Source organism: Bradyrhizobium sp. C9, assembly GCF_002532045.1.
Classification (GTDB): Bacteria; Pseudomonadota; Alphaproteobacteria; order Rhizobiales; family Xanthobacteraceae; genus Bradyrhizobium.
Map to the genome: position 1 here is coordinate 1010946 of NZ_NWTG01000001.1, position 17021 is coordinate 1027966.

The 17021-nt window shown below is 65.0% G+C and carries 14 protein-coding genes; 9 read left to right on the top strand and 5 right to left on the bottom strand.

Annotated features, from left to right (window positions below; translation table 11 throughout):
* Positions 1–759 carry a GntR family transcriptional regulator gene (locus CO675_RS04400; RefSeq protein ID WP_097670740.1) on the bottom strand — a complete coding sequence of 253 codons (759 nt, stop codon included), beginning with the start codon at positions 757–759 and terminating at the stop codon, positions 1–3.
* 115 nt (positions 760–874) lie between these two features.
* Positions 875–2287 carry an MFS transporter gene (locus tag CO675_RS04405; RefSeq protein WP_097670741.1) on the bottom strand — a complete coding sequence of 471 codons (1413 nt, stop codon included), beginning with the start codon at positions 2285–2287 and terminating at the stop codon, positions 875–877.
* 365 nt (positions 2288–2652) lie between these two features.
* Here CO675_RS04405 and CO675_RS04410 point away from each other — a divergent pair, with 365 nt between their 5' ends.
* The 4 genes from CO675_RS04410 to CO675_RS04425 all read left to right on the top strand — a co-directional run bounded on the left by CO675_RS04410 (position 2653) and on the right by CO675_RS04425 (position 5858).
* The gene (locus CO675_RS04410) at positions 2653–3060 is read left to right on the top strand and encodes a hypothetical protein (protein ID WP_097670742.1); all 408 of its coding nucleotides are present in this window, start codon (positions 2653–2655) and stop codon (positions 3058–3060) included.
* A gap of 151 nt (positions 3061–3211) precedes the next feature.
* Entirely contained in the window at positions 3212–4006 is a 795-nt protein-coding gene (locus CO675_RS04415) for an NYN domain-containing protein (protein WP_097670743.1), read from the top strand.
* A gap of 217 nt (positions 4007–4223) precedes the next feature.
* A complete protein-coding gene (locus CO675_RS04420; protein WP_097670926.1) occupies positions 4224–4613 on the top strand; it encodes a DUF1236 domain-containing protein in 390 nt (129 codons plus the stop codon).
* 183 nt (positions 4614–4796) lie between these two features.
* Positions 4797–5858 carry a ketopantoate reductase family protein gene (locus CO675_RS04425; RefSeq protein ID WP_097670744.1) on the top strand — a complete coding sequence of 354 codons (1062 nt, stop codon included), beginning with the start codon at positions 4797–4799 and terminating at the stop codon, positions 5856–5858.
* Between the two features lie 167 nt (positions 5859–6025).
* Here CO675_RS04425 and CO675_RS04430 read toward each other — a convergent pair whose 3' ends face one another.
* Both CO675_RS04430 and CO675_RS04435 read right to left on the bottom strand, forming a co-directional pair.
* Complete coding sequence (locus CO675_RS04430) at positions 6026–6628, bottom strand: thiamine pyrophosphate-dependent enzyme (protein WP_097670745.1); 603 nt, start codon at positions 6626–6628, stop codon at positions 6026–6028.
* An 8-nt stretch (positions 6629–6636) separates the two neighbouring features.
* Positions 6637–7188 carry a thiamine pyrophosphate-binding protein gene (locus tag CO675_RS04435; RefSeq protein ID WP_097670927.1) on the bottom strand — a complete coding sequence of 184 codons (552 nt, stop codon included), beginning with the start codon at positions 7186–7188 and terminating at the stop codon, positions 6637–6639.
* Between the two features lie 187 nt (positions 7189–7375).
* Between CO675_RS04435 and CO675_RS04440 the strand changes: the two genes are divergently transcribed.
* From CO675_RS04440 to CO675_RS04460, 5 genes are all read left to right on the top strand, one after another.
* On the top strand, positions 7376–8341 hold the full coding sequence (locus CO675_RS04440) for a Bug family tripartite tricarboxylate transporter substrate binding protein (protein ID WP_097670746.1): 966 nt from the start codon (positions 7376–7378) through the stop codon (positions 8339–8341).
* A 4-nt stretch (positions 8342–8345) separates the two neighbouring features.
* Positions 8346–9242 carry an amidohydrolase family protein gene (locus CO675_RS04445; RefSeq protein WP_097670747.1) on the top strand — a complete coding sequence of 299 codons (897 nt, stop codon included), beginning with the start codon at positions 8346–8348 and terminating at the stop codon, positions 9240–9242.
* A gap of 15 nt (positions 9243–9257) precedes the next feature.
* Positions 9258–10307: a hydroxyacid dehydrogenase gene (locus CO675_RS04450; RefSeq protein WP_097670748.1), complete on the top strand. Its 1050-nt coding sequence runs from the start codon at positions 9258–9260 to the stop codon at positions 10305–10307.
* 266 nt (positions 10308–10573) lie between these two features.
* Positions 10574–14032 (top strand): autotransporter outer membrane beta-barrel domain-containing protein, encoded by a 3459-nt coding sequence (locus CO675_RS04455; protein ID WP_245452624.1) that lies wholly within the window; start codon positions 10574–10576, stop codon positions 14030–14032.
* A 480-nt stretch (positions 14033–14512) separates the two neighbouring features.
* The gene (locus CO675_RS04460; RefSeq protein WP_097670749.1) at positions 14513–14728 is read left to right on the top strand and encodes a hypothetical protein; all 216 of its coding nucleotides are present in this window, start codon (positions 14513–14515) and stop codon (positions 14726–14728) included.
* A 267-nt stretch (positions 14729–14995) separates the two neighbouring features.
* Here CO675_RS04460 and ilvD read toward each other — a convergent pair whose 3' ends face one another.
* Positions 14996–16840, bottom strand: a complete 1845-nt coding sequence (gene ilvD / locus CO675_RS04465) for a dihydroxy-acid dehydratase (RefSeq protein ID WP_097670750.1) — start codon at positions 16838–16840, stop codon at positions 14996–14998.
* Positions 16841–17021 lie beyond the last annotated feature (181 nt).

A 17021-nucleotide genomic window follows, 5' to 3' on the forward strand; every position in this document is an offset into this window, starting at 1 on the left:
TCACAGCGTCGAGCGTGCAAAACTCTCGATGTAGTCGATCAGGCTGTCGGAGGCCGCGCCGGCGGCATCGACGCGGCGCTCCGCGACGGCTTCGGCGACGTCGGCATGCAGCCGCGCCGCAAGCGGCAGGTCGGCCGCTTCCTTGTAGTGCTGATACCAGAAGCGGCGCGACAGGCCGTGCATCAGGCCCATGGCGCGGGAGGCGAACTCGTTGCGTGACGCCGCCGAGATCAGCGTGTTGAACTGGTGATCCAGCCGCATGAACAGCAGATCGTCGGATTTTTCCGACGCGCGGCGCATGCCGGCGGCGATCTCGGAGAATTGCTTGCGCTGCTCGGCGGTGGCGCGCTCGGCGGCGCCGCGCGCCATCAGCCGTTCCAGCTCGCGCCGCACCTCGAGCAGGCGGAGCTGGGCGCGCAGGTCGATCTCGGACACCAGCACGCCGCGGCGGGCCAGGATGTTGACGAGGCCGTCACGCGACAGCCGCTGCAACGCCTCGCGGATCGGGGTGCGGCCGATGTCGAGCCGCTTGGCGAGCACGAGCTCGGAGAGCGCGGTACCGGGCGGCAGTTGCAGCGTCACGATCAGCTCTTCCAGCTCGGCATAGGCGCGATCGGTGAGGGTGACATCGCCTTGCGGGACAAGCGCCTGCGCGGCAGCGCGCGCCTTGCCGGCAGCAGCGGACGATTGCCGCACCGGCCGGCGGCTTCCTGCTGCGCGGGCGCGCACCGTGCTGGATCGTTTGCTCGAATCTGCCATCGGAATCTTGGGCGCTGCTGAACAGCAGATATCTCACACGCCCCGCCGGCACTGACAAGGCCGCTCGGCCGGCGCTACACCGAATCCAGTCGCATGCAGCAGCAGCGGCGCGTCATCAGTGCGAAATGCTCTCCAGCGTCCGGCCGCGGGTTTCCTCGCCGAGCAACAGCACCGCCAGCGCCGCGACCACGAATGCGCCGGCGCCCAGTGCGAACACGCCGCTCTGTCCCGCCGCGGGCAGGATCACGCCGATCACATAGGGGCCGATCAGCGAACCTATCCGGCCGACCGCGGAGGCAAAACCGGTTCCGGTGGCACGGACATGGGTCGGGTACAGTTCAGGCGTATAGGCGTAGAGCGCCGACCACATGCCGAACAGGAAGAACTGCATGCAGAGGCCGGCAATGATGAGCTGGGTCTGGTCCGCCGCCGAGCCGTAGAAGTGGCAGGCGATCGCACCGCAGAGCAGGTTCATCACCAGCGTCGCCTTGCGGCCCCAGGACTCGACGAGCCAGGCGGAGACCAGGAAGCCGGGGATGCCCGCGAGCGAGATCAGGATGGTGTAGAACACCGATTTGGTGATCGGGAATCCCTTGGCCTGCAGCAGCGCGCCGAGCCACGTGGTCAGCCCGTAGAAGCCGAGCAGCGCGAAGAACCACAAGGTCCACAACATCGTGGTTCGCCTGGCGTAGATGCCCGAAAACAGCGTCCTCAGGCCGGTTACTTCGGAGGTGGGTGCAGTCGCCTGGCGCACCACCGGCGGCAGCTCCTTGCTGCCGAGACGGTCGCGAACCCTGCTCTCGATGTCGCGCACCGTCGCTTCGGCGCGCTCGGAATAGCCGTGGGACGCGAGCCAGCGCGGCGATTCCGGAACGTAGCGCCGTACCACGAGCACGAAGACGGCCGGGATCGCCTGCAGGATGAAGACCCAGCGCCAGTCGGCGACCTGCAGCACGAAGTAGGTCAACAGGCCGGATGCGATGAAGCCGAGCGGCCAAAACCCTTCGAGGAATGCGATGTAGCGGCCGCGGTTGCGGGCCGGCATGATCTCCGAGACCATTGACTGCGCGACCGGAAACTCCATGCCCATGCCGAAGCCGAGCAGCAGGCGGGATGCGCCGAGTGCGGTCGCCGTCGTCGAGAGGCCGCAGCACAGGCTGCCCAAGCCCCAGAAGATCATGCTGACCTGGAAGACGCGGGCGCGGCCGAAGCGGTCGGCCAGCAGGCCGGCGGACGCGGCGCCGGCGAACATGCCGAGAAAGCTCATGCTGGACAGCAGCCCGGTTTCCGCCGTCGACAGGCCGAAGGTCTGGCGGATCGAGCCGAGCACGAAGGTCAGCGCGGCCAGGTCCATGCTGTCGAAGAACCATGCGGTTGCGATGATGCCGAAGATCCAGCGCTGATAGGAGGTCAGCGGCAGCCGTTCGAGGCGTGCCGCGATGTCGGCGACCTGCTGCGCCCGCGCGGTGCGCGCGACCGCGGCCGGAGCCCGGCTTCCGGCCGATGCGGTGACGTCGGAAACGGTCATGCTGTCCTCCCCGGGTGGACGTTGCCGGGCTCTTGTCGGCCCGCTGCATAAAATGTCACACGGATAGCAGTGATATGTCAATTGGCGATCACGCGCGAATTGGCGGCGCGAACCGGCCCGTGGCCCCAGACGAAGGCGAGGACAGATCGGCGCATGGGGCGAGCCTCCAGTGACCTGACCGGCGTTCAATGCCGCTTCGGACATCTTCCGAAGCGGCATCAAAGCCCGGTTAACGGCATTCGAGAAATCGGGGGCTGTCCGATAATCCGGCCTTAATGGGGAGCCGACTAAAGGTCTCGTGGTTGCAATGCGCCGGACGCCTTGGGGGTATCCGGTGTTGGGTCCGGAGGAGGCGTTTTCCCATCATGTCAGTTCAGGTCGATCTGGATTTTGCGAGCGACGATCGCGCACGGGCGCAGATCGGCGCGGCGGTGAGCTACCTGCTCAGGGACGCGACCGGCGCCGCGCGCGAGCATGCGGTCGAGATGATTGTCGAGATGGTGCGCGATGTCGCAAGCCGGCCGGCCGGTTTTGAAACGGCGTCCCTTCAGCCGCTCATGAGCGGCGTCACCTATCGGGATTTTGTCATCGATGCCTACCGGCGCGATGTCGATCGCTGGCGCGCGACGATCCGCCGTTCGAACGGCAAGAAGATCCGGATCGCGTCTCCGCCGTCGGTGCGCGACGAGGCGACGACGACGGCGGATGCGATCACCGCCGAGAAGGCCATCGAGTTCGCCAGGCGGGCGATCGATATGGGCGAGGTGCTCTGACCACACCGCCCGAGGGTGCATTCGCCGTGAATGTCCCGGCGATGCGACCGACCCTATGCTTGGGACGCACGATGTGCTCCGATGCGGCGGCTGCGCCGGTTCCGGAACTGTCCGCGCATCTTGATCCATCGTATCCCAGCAGAGAGACGCCATGCCTTCCGAACTCCGCTCGCCCCGTCTTGCCGTCCTGATCGATGCCGACAATGCATCTGCCAAGATCGCAGATGGACTGTTCGAGGAGATTGCCAAGATCGGCGAGGCCAGCGTGCGCCGCATCTATGGCGACTTCTCCAATCCGAGGTCGAAGGGCTGGGCCGACATCCTGTCCAAGCACGCCATCATCCCGCAGCAGCAATTCGCCTATACGACCGGCAAGAATGCATCCGACATCACCCTGGTGATCGATGCGATGGATCTGCTGCACAGCGGCCGGTTCGATGGCTTCTGCCTGGTGTCGTCGGACAGCGATTTCACCCGGCTTGCCGCCCGCATCCGCGAGCACGGCATCGACGTGTTCGGGTTCGGCGAGCAGAAGACGCCGGAGAGTTTTCGGCAGGCCTGCCGCAGATTCGTCTATACCGAGAATTTGCGCGGCGGCGCCACGAGCAACCAGGATACGGCGGTGCGCGCCCAGCCATTGCAGCCGCCGGACGCTGCCACGCCCATCCTCAAGAAGGTGATCGGCCAGATGGCCAGCGAGGACGGCTGGGTGACGCTCGGCGAGGTTGGACGGCAGCTGGCCAATCTGGCGTCGGATTTCGATCAAAGGACTTACGGCTTCCGCACCCTGAGCGAACTGGTGCGCAGGACTAATGCCTTCGAGATCGAGCAGCCCAAGGGCGGGACGACGCGAATCCGCATCAAGCCTTCAGCTGACACCCCTGCGAAAGCATCCCCAAGACGGCGAACGCCAAGACGGCGAGCCGATCAAAAGCCGCCGGAATGAACGGCGCGCAGCGCGCTTCTGCTCTGAACCCTCTCTGAATCTGAACCAACGATGAATGCTGCTTCGGACAATATCCGGCGCAGCATTTTCGTATGTGCTGGAACCGAAGCGAGTTGCTGCGGAACTGGGATTTGCGCGCAACTTGCCGCGTTGGAACTGGAACGTCTCATTCCCTGCGATGTTGAAGGGGCGTCTCATAGCTCGGAGGAGGAGAATGATGAACAAGCGATTTGCTGTGTCCCTTGTTGCTGCTGCGTCGCTGCTCGCGTCCGGCTCGGCGTTTGCACAGTCCACGACTGCGGCGGGCGCTGCAAACGGTGCGCGGACCGGCGGCGAGATCGCAGGCCCGGTTGGCGAGATCGTCGGCGGCACGGTTGGTGCTGCGGTCGGCGCCGGCCTCGAGATTCCGAATGCGGTGATCACGTCGATCCCGCGCGACGAGCCGTCGGTCGTGGTGCGCGAACGCGTTGTGGTCGGCGAGCCGCTGCCCGACACCGTCGTGCTGCACCCGGTGCCGCGCTACACCGAATATCGCTACGCTGTTGTCAATAATCGCCGCGTGATCGTGGAGTCGCGCACCCGTCGGATCGTCAAGATCATCGACTGATCGCGCCGATATTTCCGATTGCGAAGATCCTCGTGGGCTTGTCGCCCGCGGGGATTTTCGCATGGCACAGGCCCGCGTTTTTCATGAGGCGCCTGGTTGGCCTGACGGCCCGATCCCCTAGACTGGTCGGCAATCAGCGGACGCAGCCAGCGGCCGCCCATATCAAGAACAGGGGATGGAAACATGGGTCGGAAGATCGCGATCGTCGGCGCGGGTGCGGTCGGCGGCTATGCCGGTGCGCATATGGTGCAGGCAGGTGAGGACGTCTCTTTCATCGATCCCTGGCCCGAGCATGTCGAACACATGCGCAAGCACGGACTGCGCGTGACGCATGCGATGGACGTTGCGGAGTTCTCGGTGCCAGTGCGCGCGCTCCACGTTACCGACGCGCAGCAGCTGGCGAAGGAGAAGCCGATCGATGTCGCCTTCGTCTGCATGAAGTCCTACGACACCGCCTGGGCAACCATGCTGATCCGGCAGTATCTGGCCGCTGACGGTTACGTCGTGTCGCTGCAGAACTGCATGAACGAGGAAACCATCGCCGGCGTCGTCGGCTGGGGCAAGACGCTCGGCTGCATCGCGAGCAGCATCACCGTCAACCTGCCCGAGCCCGGCCATATCCATCGCGGCGCCGGCAAGGGCGGCGCTGCGCACACAGTGTTTCGCGCCGGCGAGGTGCATGGCCGCATCACCGCGCGGGCGGAGGAAGTTTGCCGGCTGGTCGGGTACTCCGACAGCGCCAAGGTAACCTCCAATCTCTGGGGCGAACGCTGGTCCAAGCTCGTCGCCAACGTGATGGGCAACGGGCTGTCAGCCTGCACAGGTCTAGCGGGCGGCGAGGTGCCGCAAAGCGATCCGCTGCGCCGTTTCTCGATGCGGCTCGGCAGCGAGGCGATCCGGGTCGGCCAGGCGCAGGGCTATCAGCTTGAAGAGATCCTGCATCTGCCGCCCGAGACCATCGCACGGGCGGGCGAGGGCGACGAGGCCGCAACGCGCGCCTGCGACGAGCAGCGCTTCAAGGATGGTAAGCGCACCTCATCGGCGCAGCGCCCCTCGATGGGCCAGGACATGCAGAAGGGCCGCCGCACCGAGATCGAGTTCCTCAACGGCTTTGTGGTGCGCGAGGGGGAGAAGCTCGGCCCCGCCTGCAATGCAAATGCCGCGCTGACCGATATCGTCAAGCGCGTCGAACGCGGCGAGCTCAAGCCTGATCCGCGACACATCACGGAGTTGCGGTTGAATTGAGGGCGAACGCTTTAGGGTTGATTGCCGTCATTGCGAGGAGCTCGCGACAAAATTGCAGGGCAATTTTGCGCTGAAGCGACGAAGCAATCCATCGCTCCGCGTCTGCGGACAGATGGATTGCTTCGCTTCGCTCGCAATGACGGACAAGAATTGCCGGGACCCTAGCCTCACAGCAACTGCCTGACCCCCATCCCGTGCATGAAGCGCTCGCGGATCTGCACGGGGTCGCGGCGGGTGGTGCCGGTACCGGGCTTGTCGTCGATGCGGACGCCGATCAGGGACGGGCCGGAGGCCTGCTTCGACTGTTCGATCAGCCGCTCGAAATCGTCCTCGTCGGCGGCCCAGGCGCTGTTCGCAATCCCGCTGGCGAGCGCGACCGCGACGATGTCGGTATGGCCGGCCGCCGGCGTCGGCTGCGCGCCCGTGATCTGGTAGATGCCGTTGTCCATCACCACCATGGTGAGATTCTTCGGCGCGAGGGTCGCAATGGTCGAGAGGCAGCCGAGCTGCATCAACAGCGAGCCGTCGCCCTCGAGCGCGAACACGCGCCGCTTCGGCTGCGCCAGCGCAACGCCAAGCGCGATCGGAAACGCCAGTCCCATGCTGCCCAGCATGTAGAAATTCTCGGGCCGATGGCCGGCGGCCCAAAGGTCGAAGTTGGTGTTGCCGATGCCGCCGATCACGGCCTCGTCCTTCAACCCGGCGACGAGGCGCCGGGTGAGCTCGAAGCGGTTCATCACCTTGGTGTTGCGCGCTGGTGTGCTGGTCATGGCTGATCTCACTTGTCGAAGGTCTTGCCGCCGGTCAGCAGCGGCGAGAGGATCAGCGCCACCGGCGCCTGGGTGGTGACGGCCTGCTTGATCGAGCGGTCGGCGATGAATTCGAGCTCGTCGAGCCGGGTGACGGTGTGATGTTCCATCGCCAGCGAATCCAGCACCGGGCGCATGGTGCGGCAGACCAGAGCCTGGCCGTAGTTGAACTCGCCGAGCGTGCCGCGCTCGGAGACGAACATGATCAGCGGGATCTGGTAGGGCACCGCGAGCGAGGCCAGTACGTTGGCGAGCGTGGCGAAGCCCGAGGTCTGCATCAGCACGGCGCCGCGCGTGCCGGCCATCCAGGCGCCGGAGACAATGCCGACGGCCTCTTCCTCGCGCGCGGTCGGAAATGTCGTGAAATAGGGATCGGCGTGCAGGTCCTTGATCAGCGTGGTCAGCACCCGGTCGGGCACATAAGGCACCAGCTTGATCTCGTTCCGCTTCAGCGTCTGCAGCACGATGCCGTGCCAGGTGATCGCCGTCTTCTGGGACGAGGCTTGTTCCGCGGCCGCCATCCGGTTCTCCCTTGTCACGCGACGCTGATGTTCGCTTGCGATCCAAAACTTGACGCGGTGCCTGCGATTGTCAACATGTCCCGACCGCATCGCGATCTGCGGAATTCGGTCATCGCAGCGCCGAACCGGCGTGCGATACAGACCGTAACGATCAAGGGACGGAACGATCACGGGACGGGAGGCGTCGATGACCGGATGGGTCTGGCGGACCGCCATCGCAGCAGCGGCCATGGTGATGGCCGGCCTTGCGTCCGCGCAGCCGTACCCGGCAAAGGCCGTTCACATCCTCGTGCCATATCCGCCCGGCGGCGGCGTCGACGTGCTGACGCGGACGCTCGCCGAAGCCGTGTCGAAGACCTGGACCCAGTCGATCGTGGTCGAGAACCGGCCGGGCGCCGGTGGGGTGATCGCCTCGCAGGCGATCGCGAGCTCCGCGCCCGATGGCTACAATCTGATCATGGTGGCGAGCGGCCACGCCACCAATCCGTTCCTCTATCCAAAACTGCCTTACGACACCTTCAAGGATTTCTCGCCGATCTCGCTGTTGGCATCGTCGCCCAACGTCCTGCTGGTCCGCGTGGACTCCCCGTTCAAGTCGGTCGGCGACGTCATCGCTGCTGCGAAGGCCAAGCCGGGCAGCCTGTCGTTCGCCCATGCGGGCAACGGCACCTCGACCCATCTGGCCGGCGAGCTGCTCAACAGCCTTGCGAAGATCGATCTCAACGCCATCCCCTACAAAGGGGGCGCACCCGCGATCAACGATCTGCTTGGCGGACAGATTCCGATGTCGTTCAACAATGGGCCGGAATCGGTCGGGCAGTTGCAGGCCGGCACGGTCCGCGCGCTGGCGGTGACGACGGGCTCGCGCGCGCCGTTCCTGCCCGATGTGCCCAGCATGTCGGAGACCGTGCCAGGTTACGACACCGAAGTGTGGTGGGGCCTGCTCGGACCCGGCAACATGCCCGCCGATCTGGTGGCAAATATCTCGCACGATTTCGTCGCGGCGGTGAATACGGATGCCGTGAAGGAGCGTCTCGGCAAGCTCGGCGCGATTGCGATCGGCTCCACGCCTGACAAATTCGCCGCCAAGATCAAGGCCGACTACGACAAATGGGGGCCGATCATCAAGGCCGCCGGCATGAAGGCGGAGTAGGAAGATGGCTGTATCAGAGATTCCCGCCTGCCTGCCGCCGCGTCCGGTGACGCCGCCGAGAGAGAAGTTGCCGCCAAAGGCCTGCGATACCCATGCGCATGTGTTCGGCCCAGTGGACCGCTTTCCCTATGCTGCCGATCGCAGCTACACGCCGCCCGACGCGCCGCTCGCGACCTATCTCGGCATGCTCGATGCACTCGGTTTCACCCGCGGCGTGCTGGTGCAGGGCAGCGCGCATGGCCGCGACAATTCGGCGATGCTGGACGCGTTGCAGCGCGAGCCGGCGCGGCTGCGCGGCGTCGCGGTGGCCGATGCCGATGTGGCGGCCGGCACGTTGCGGCAATGGCATGTGCTCGGCGTGCGCGGCTTGCGCTTCAACCATTTCTTCCGCGGCGGCCAGTTGCACTATCGCGGCGGCATCCCCCTCGATGTCGCCGAGACGCACGCACCCGTGATGGCCGAGCTCGGCTGGCATCTGCAGCTCTGGATCGACGTCAAGGATCTGCCCGACACGGTTCCGAGGCTGAAAGCACTGGGCCTGCCTGTCGTGGTCGACCATATGGGCCGCACCGATGCGGCCGCCGGCATCAACACCACGGGTTTCCAGAGCCTGCTGCGCGCGATCGGGGAGGGCTGGTGCTGGGCGAAGCTGTCCGGCGCGCATCGCCTGAGCCAGCGCGCGCCGGATTATCCGGATGCGCGGCCGTTCCACGAGGCGCTGGTATCAGCCAACCCTGAAAGGCTGGTGTGGGGCGGCGACTGGCCGCATCCGCGCGTCGAGGGCGAGATGCCCGACGCCGGTCATCTGCTGACGCTGTTCCAGGCGTGGACGCCGGATGCCGCGACACGCCACCGCATCCTCATCGACAATCCCGCACGACTCTATGGCTTCCCAAACTGAAAGCTGCTGCACGACATGACCGTCAACAACAAGCGCGTGTTCTACGTCAAATACCTCGCCCATGAGATCTATGTCGACATCCTGAAGAAGCGGCCGGATGTCCGGCTCGACCGTCTGGAGAACGAGACGCCGGAGGCGACCTTCGCGCCTGTCCTCGCCGACGCGCACGCCTATCAGATCGGCGCCGCCCGCGACGAGCTGGCGCCGCATTTCCATGCCCATGCCGAGCTGCTGAAACGCGCGCCGAACCTGTTGATCGTTTCCTCGAACGGCGCCGGGTTCGATCCGGTCGATGTCGATGCCTGCACCGCGGCCGGCGTGCTGGTCGTCAACCAGTCCGGCGGCAACGCCAATTCGGTTGCCGAGCACGCGCTCGGCATGATGCTGACGCTGTCGAAGCGGATCATCCAGTCCGACCGCAGGCTGCGGCGCGAGGCCAACGTCAACCGCAACGACCTGATCGGCAACGAGCTGAACGAGAAGACCGTCGGCATCGTCGGCCTCGGCAATGTCGGCCGCCGCATCGCCGAGCTGTGCAAGGGCCTCTTGTACATGAAGGTGATCGCCTACGATCCGTATCTCACTGCGGACGAGATGGCCAAGCGGGGCGGGGAGAAGGTCGAGCTCGACGATCTCCTGCGCCGCGCCGACTTCGTCTCGATTTCGTGCCCGCTGGACAACAACAGCCGCGGCATGATCGGCGCGCGCCAGTTCGCGCTGATGCAGCCGCATGCCTATTTCGTCACCACCGCGCGCGGCTTCATCCATGACGAGAAAGCATTGGAAGACGCATTGCGCGAAAAGCGCATCGCCGGCGCGGGCCTCGACGTCTGGGCCAAGGAACCGCCGCCGCCGGATCATCCGCTGCTGCAATTCGACAACGTGCTGGCGAGCCCGCACACCGCCGGCGTGACGCGGGAGGCCCGCATCAACATGGGCCGGATCGCCGCTGAACAAATCCTCGATACGCTCGACGGCAAGCGCCCGCCGCGCATCATCAACCCCGAGGTCTGGCCGGTCTACGCGAAGCGGTTCGAGAAGGCGTTCGGGTTTGTGCCGCAATAGCAGACGGCAGTGTGGAACATCGTGTGCCTGGGACGTCGGCGTATCGGCATTGTGACGGTTCCATCAAGTCACGTGCCGGTCATAACCACAATTGGAACAGTTGAAGTGTGTTCGGCGCGCCGTGCAACCGACTAAACCTCAAGCTGTGATCTATTCGCAACGCACGAAAGCAAACAGCACGGGGCGGCGCAGTTTCATTGCTCGACGACCCAGACTCCTGCACCTTGAGCGCCGGGGGCGCTTCGCGGTGACTCCAGGGGAATGCAGTGGGAACTTTTGTGGTGCCCGACCAGCACGGCGTGTCGGGATTGTACGCGCGACGCACGCTGTCGTGCTTGCGTGCCGGGCTGCTCGCGATGGTGGCGCTATTGCTGGTCGCGTTGCCGGCTGCGGCTCAGGACGCGACCTGGAATCTCAACCCCACGGAAAGTGGACCCATCCTTGGGACGGCCGATTACAGTAACGTCGCCAACTGGACGCCGGCAATCGTCCCGACCGGCACTGCCACATTCGGAGTGACGAACAACTCGAGCCTGTCATTCTCGTTGCTGGGCGCCACCACCAGCGTCGGTGGCTGGACTTTCAATGCCGGGGCTTCCGCCTATACGTTTACCCTTGGCTCAGTATTCTTCGGTCAGGTACTTACGTTCAATGGCGCCGGCATCGTCATCAACGGTGGCAGTGCAACCATCAACAGCATTACCGACCACGCGGCGTCCGAAATTCATTTCCTCAACGCGAGCACGGCCGGCAGCGCCACGATCAACAACAGCGGCATGCTGTCGTTCGCCGACAGCAGCTCGGCCGGCAGCGCCACCATCGTCAACGCCGGCTTTACCGGCAGCACAATAGGGTTCGCCAACACGAGCACGGCTGGCAACGCCGCCATCACCAATAATGGGATTCTCCAGTTCGGAGACAACAGCACGGCCGGCAATGCCGGCATCCGCAACAACTTCTTCATGGATTTTTTCAACGCGAGCACGGCGGGCAACGCCAGAATTATCGAGAACGGTTTTCTGATCTTCCACGACACCAGCACGGCCGGCAACGCCACCATTACCAATATTGGCGGCAGCGGAATGAGGTTCCAGGATAGCAGCACGGCCGGCAATGCGACGATCATCAACAATTTCGATTTGGCTTTCGTGAATTCGAGCACGGCCGGCAACGCCACCATCACAACCAACAGCGGTGGCACGACTGTTATTCAGGACACCGCCAGCGGCGGCACCGCGCGCTTCATCCTGAACGGGACCGGTGCGCTCGACCTTACGGGCCTCAGGACGGGCGGCACCACCGCCGGGTCGATCGAAGGGGACGGCACCGTCCAGCTCGGCGCGAATACCCTGACGGTCGGCGGCAATGACCTCTCGACGACATTTTCCGGCGTTATCACCCCGATTGCCGGCGTCTTCAGCGGAAACGGCGGGCTGATCAAGGTCGGCACCGGCACGCTGACGCTGAGCGGAATCAACACGTATACGGGCGGAACGACCTTTTCATCAGGCACGCTCTCTGTTTCGGCGGATGCCAATCTCGGGGATCGATTCGGACGATTGATTTTCGATGGCGGCACGCTGGAGGTCAGCGGCGCCGGTTTCACCTCGTCCCGTGCGGTCCAGATCGGGAGCAATGGCGGGACGGTGCAGGCCGACGGCGGCTTGCTCACACTATCCGGCGTGATCGCGGACTTGGGCGGCGCAACGGGTGCCGTCACCAAGACCGGCAACGGCACACTGGTGCTGTCAGGGAACAACACCTACAGCGGCGGCAGCATCATCAATGCGGGCGTGCTGCAGCTGTTCGGCGCCGGCACGCTGGGCGCGGCGAGCGGAACGACGACCGTCAATAGCGGCGATACGCTCGATCTCGGCGGCACCACGCAGACGCAGGCGGCGCTGAAGCTTGCCGGCGGCACCTTGCAGAACGGCTCGCTCAACGGCGCCATCACCTCGACAGGCGGCACGATCGACGGCCTCGGCGGCGCCGCGAGCCTCAACGCGACCGCCGGCACGACCCTCGTGCTCGGTGCCAACACCTATACCGGCGGCACGACGGTGAGCAATGCGACGCTGACGGTGAACGGCTCGCTCAGCGATCCCATCATCGGGGCCGGCGGCCTGCTCAACGGCACCGGCTCGGTCGGCGACACGACGATCCAGAGCGGCGGCACCTTCGCGCCAGGCTCCGGCACGCCGGGCACGTCGATGACGGTGAACGGCAATCTCGCGTTCCAATCCGGCGCGCTCTATGTCGTGGCGGTCAATCCTTCGACCGCATCCTCGGCCAATGTCACGGGCAGCGCGACGCTCGGCGGCGCCGCCGTCAATGCGGCGTTCGCCAACGGCAGTTATATCTCTAAGCAATATACCATCCTGAGCGCGGGCAGCGTCAGCGGCACTTTCGGCGCGCTCACCAACACCAATCTGCCGGCAAATTTCACCGACACGCTGAGCTACGACGCGACTCACGCCTATCTCAACCTGGCGCTGAACTTCATGCCGCCACAGCCAGGCCCGACCGCGCCGAACTTCGGCAGTGGCCTGAACCTCAATCAGCAGGCTATCGCGAACACGCTGGTCAGCTATTTCAACACGACAGGCGGCATTCCGATGGTCTACGGCACGCTGACGCCGGCGGGCCTGACGCAGGCCTCGGGTAAACTGGCAACCGGCTCGCAGCAGACGACGTTCGATGCCATGAACCTGTTCCTGGGGCTGCTGACCGATCCCTTCATGAACCGGAACGGCGGCGCGGCTTCGGTGCCGGACTCATCAAGCTATGCAGAGGAGGGCGATCCAAGCGCCCATGCCGCAGTGTCGAAGACCAGCGCATTTGCGATGTTCACCAAGGCAGCGCCGGTGCCGTTCGTGCAGCGCTGGAACGTCTGGGCGGCGGGCTATGGCGGCTCGCGATCGACCAGCGGCAACGCCATTGTCGGATCGAACGATACCATCAGCAGCGTTTACGGCACCGCTGTCGGCGCCGACTATCTGTTCTCGCCGAACACCATCGCGGGCTTCGCATTGGCTGGCGGCGGCACCAACTTCTCCGTCGCGGGCAGCGGTAGCGGCCGGTCGGATCTGTTCCAGGCCGGCGCCTATGTTCGCCACAGCGAAGGACCGGCCTACATTACCGCCGCGCTGGCCTATGGCTGGCAGGAGGTCACTACCAACCGCATCGTCACGGCGGCCGGCTTCGACCAGCTCCGCGCCGAGTTCAATGCCAACACATATTCCGGCAGGGTTGAAGGCGGCTATCGCATCATTGCGCCATGGACCGGCGGCATCGGCATCACGCCCTATGCCGCGGGCCAGTTCACGACCTTCGATCTGCCTGACTATGCCGAGCAGGCCGTCGTCGGTTCTTCCACCTTCGCGCTCGCCTATGCCCCGAAGAGCGTGACCGATGTCCGTAGCGAACTGGGCCTTCGCACCGACAAGTCCTTTGCGATGGCCGATGGCTTGCTGACGCTGCGCACCCGGTTCGCCTGGGCGCATGATTATGATCCGGACCGGTCGATCGCCGCGACCTTCCAGGCGCTGCCCGGCGCGAGCTTCGTGGTCAACGGCGCCGCGCAAGCCTCCGACTCGGCGCTGACCACAGCGTCGATCGACATGAAATGGCGCAACGGCTGGTCGGCCGCGGCCACTTTCGAGGGCGAATTCTCCGGCGTCACCTCGTCTTACGCCGGCAAGGGTGTGGTGCGGTACACTTGGTGAATGTCAGCGTGTCTGGCCGACTCTGGCATCGGAGCGGCATCGCCAAGAAAACGGGGTTATCTTCGTCAACCGTGGTGCGTCCCAGATCGCCGGAGAATATCTGTTTCGCTGGAGCCTCGATCGAGGCAATAAACCCACTGTCAAAACGGCGTCCGGCAACGCGTCCGTTGCTATTTTCCCTGAGATATCGACGGCTTAGCCCAAAATCGCCATTTTCCCTTTGTGCCCGACCAATCCGGGCACGGAAGGAAGAAGTATCATGCGACAGGTCCAGTCATTGCTCCGCAACGCGCCCGCGAAAATCGGCCGCCGTCTTGCGCAGATCGTCGCGATCGCCGCTGCCAGTCTGCCCCAGGCAGGCGCGTAGTTTTCCACCGCAGCGAAGCGCCGCAGCGGCGCGCGCCGAATTAACTCACCCCCATTTCGTGTTAGTGCTAACGTGGTACCCCCGGGCTCTGCCGGCGCAGCAGGGAGGGTTCCATGTCGCGTTTCGTCGTTCAATTCATGAAGGACGTGCTCGGCGGCAACGGCCGCCAGCGCGAAGTTTGCCAGGGCGAACTCGAGGTCGACGCCTCGAGCGAAGGCCAGGCCACCGAAATGGCCAAGCTCATATTCTGTCAGGAACAGTCGCTCTGCGACTGGTCATTGCATGCCGACCGCATTCGGATCGAGGCGGCCGACTTGCAGGTGACCTGACACCAGGTCGAGAGCAGCGGCATGCGCTCTTTCTCCGCTTGCGGGCGGGGCGACGGGCGTCTGCACGATTTCTGGATAATCGAAGAATACCCCTGAGTTGCCCGACGTGTCAAGTTGCCGTGTCCACCGGCGGCCGCCGGCTACTTTGCATGGGGTTGTTTTCGATATTTTGGCAGCGTACCCCCGCGACGACCTCCCCCGCAAGCGGGAGAGGTGCAGCTGGTCTGCCGCAAGACCGGAGCCAAACGCGGCCAAGCTCGTCGCTTTTTACTCGGGCAGGATGCGCACGGCACCCTTTGCCGCGCTGCTTGCGAACGCCGCATAGGCCTTCAGCGCGGTCGAGACGGCGCGCTTGCGCGGCGCCGCCGGCTTCCACGCCGCATTGCCCTTGGCCTCCATCGCAGCGCGGCGGCGCTTGAGCTCGGCATCGTCGACCTTGAGGTTGACCTTGCGGTTCGGGATGTCGAACTCGATGATGTCGCCTTCTTCGACGAGACCGATCAGGCCGCCTTCGGCGGCTTCCGGCGAGACGTGGCCGATCGACAGGCCGGATGATCCGCCGGAGAAGCGGCCGTCGGTGATCAGCGCGCAGGCCTTTCCGAGCCCCTTCGACTTCAGATAACTGGTCGGATAGAGCATCTCCTGCATGCCCGGGCCGCCGCGCGGACCTTCATAGCGGATCAGCACGACATCGCCGGCCTTCACCTTGTTGGTGAGGATGGCGTCGACCGAGGCGTCCTGGCTCTCGAAGATGCGGGCCGGGCCCGAGAACTTCAAAATGCTCTGATCGACGCCGGCGGTCTTCACGATGCAGCCGTCCTCGGCGAGGTTGCCGAACAGCACGGCGAGGCCGCCGTCTTTGGAGTAGGCGTGCTCGGCGTTGCGGATGACGCCCCCGGCGCGATCGACGTCGACGTCGTCGAAGCGGCAGTCCTGGCTGAAGGCTTCCTGGGTCGGCACGCCGCCCGGCGCGGCGCGGTAGAAGTTGCGCACCTTGTCGCTCGTGGTCCGCACCACGTCCCAGCGGTTGAGCGCGTCGTCCAGCGTCGCGGCGTGCACGGTCGGTCCGTCGGTCGCGAGCAGTTTGGCGCGGTCGAGCTCGCCGAGGATCGCCATGATGCCGCCGGCGTGATGCACGTCCTCCATGTGGACGTCCTGCACCGAGGGCGCGACCTTGCACAGCACCGGCACCTTGCGCGACAGCCGGTCGATATCGGCCATCGTGAACGGCACTTCGCCCTCGCGCGCTGCGGCGAGCAGATGCAGCACGGTGTTGGTCGAGCCGCCCATCGCGATGTCGAGCGTCATCGCATTCTCGAACGACTTGAAGTTCGCGATGTTGCGCGGCAGCACCTTGGCGTCGTCCTGCTCGTAATAGCGGCGGGCGAGATCGACGATCAGATGGCCGGCCTCGACGAACAGGCTCTTGCGGTCGGCATGCGTCGCCAGCACCGAGCCGTTGCCGGGCAGCGCAAGGCCAAGCGCCTCGGTCAGGCAGTTCATCGAATTCGCGGTGAACATGCCGGAGCAGGAGCCGCAGGTCGGGCAGGCCGAGCGCTCGATCACCTCGACCTCTTCGTCCGAAACGTTGGAGTCGGCCGCGGCAACCATCGCGTCGATCAGGTCGACCGCGCGCTTCTTGCCCTTGAGCAGGATCTTGCCGGATTCCATCGGGCCACCCGAGACGAACACGGTCGGGATGTTGAGGCGCAGCGTCGCCATCAGCATGCCGGGGGTGATCTTGTCGCAGTTGGAGATGCAGACCATCGCGTCGGCGCAATGCGCATTGACCATGTATTCGACGCTGTCGGCGATCAGTTCGCGCGAGGGCAGGCTGTAGAGCATGCCGTCATGGCCCATCGCGATGCCGTCATCGACCGCAATGGTGTTGAATTCCTTGGCGACGCCGCCGGCCTTCTCGATTTCCCGCGCCACGAGTTGGCCGAGATTCTGCAAATGCACATGTCCGGGCACGAACTGGGTGAAGGAGTTGACCACCGCGATGATCGGCTTGCCGAAATCCTCGTTCTTCATGCCGGTGGCGCGCCAGAGGCCGCGGGCACCCGCCATGTTGCGGCCGTGGGTGGTTGTGCGGGAGCGATAGGCGGGCATCGTAAATCCTTCTCAAATCCTTGGGCTATGGCCATTTTTTAGGGAGATGGCAGCCCTTATGCCCGCCCGTGGAGGCGGATTCAAGCGCGGAACCGCATGGCTGAACCCCGCTATCCGACTTCGATCCCGGCCCCGTGCCGACGGCACGCGGTAGACCGGTCGCGGCTCGTTTCGCGGCGCC

What these genes read in the sequence shown, in the direction of transcription:
- CO675_RS04400 (WP_097670740.1), bottom strand. Translation starts at nt 759, where the DNA reads ATGGCAGATTCGAGCAAACGATCCAGCACGGTGCGCGCCCGCGCAGCA.
- CO675_RS04405 (WP_097670741.1), bottom strand. Translation starts at nt 2,287, where the DNA reads ATGACCGTTTCCGACGTCACCGCATCGGCCGGAAGCCGGGCTCCGGCC.
- CO675_RS04410 (WP_097670742.1), top strand. Translation starts at nt 2,653, where the DNA reads ATGTCAGTTCAGGTCGATCTGGATTTTGCGAGCGACGATCGCGCACGG.
- CO675_RS04415 (WP_097670743.1), top strand. Translation starts at nt 3,212, where the DNA reads ATGCCTTCCGAACTCCGCTCGCCCCGTCTTGCCGTCCTGATCGATGCC.
- CO675_RS04420 (WP_097670926.1), top strand. Translation starts at nt 4,224, where the DNA reads ATGAACAAGCGATTTGCTGTGTCCCTTGTTGCTGCTGCGTCGCTGCTC.
- CO675_RS04425 (WP_097670744.1), top strand. Translation starts at nt 4,797, where the DNA reads ATGGGTCGGAAGATCGCGATCGTCGGCGCGGGTGCGGTCGGCGGCTAT.
- CO675_RS04430 (WP_097670745.1), bottom strand. Translation starts at nt 6,628, where the DNA reads ATGACCAGCACACCAGCGCGCAACACCAAGGTGATGAACCGCTTCGAG.
- CO675_RS04435 (WP_097670927.1), bottom strand. Translation starts at nt 7,188, where the DNA reads ATGGCGGCCGCGGAACAAGCCTCGTCCCAGAAGACGGCGATCACCTGG.
- CO675_RS04440 (WP_097670746.1), top strand. Translation starts at nt 7,376, where the DNA reads ATGACCGGATGGGTCTGGCGGACCGCCATCGCAGCAGCGGCCATGGTG.
- CO675_RS04445 (WP_097670747.1), top strand. Translation starts at nt 8,346, where the DNA reads ATGGCTGTATCAGAGATTCCCGCCTGCCTGCCGCCGCGTCCGGTGACG.
- CO675_RS04450 (WP_097670748.1), top strand. Translation starts at nt 9,258, where the DNA reads ATGACCGTCAACAACAAGCGCGTGTTCTACGTCAAATACCTCGCCCAT.
- CO675_RS04460 (WP_097670749.1), top strand. Translation starts at nt 14,513, where the DNA reads ATGTCGCGTTTCGTCGTTCAATTCATGAAGGACGTGCTCGGCGGCAAC.
- ilvD (WP_097670750.1), bottom strand. Translation starts at nt 16,840, where the DNA reads ATGCCCGCCTATCGCTCCCGCACAACCACCCACGGCCGCAACATGGCG.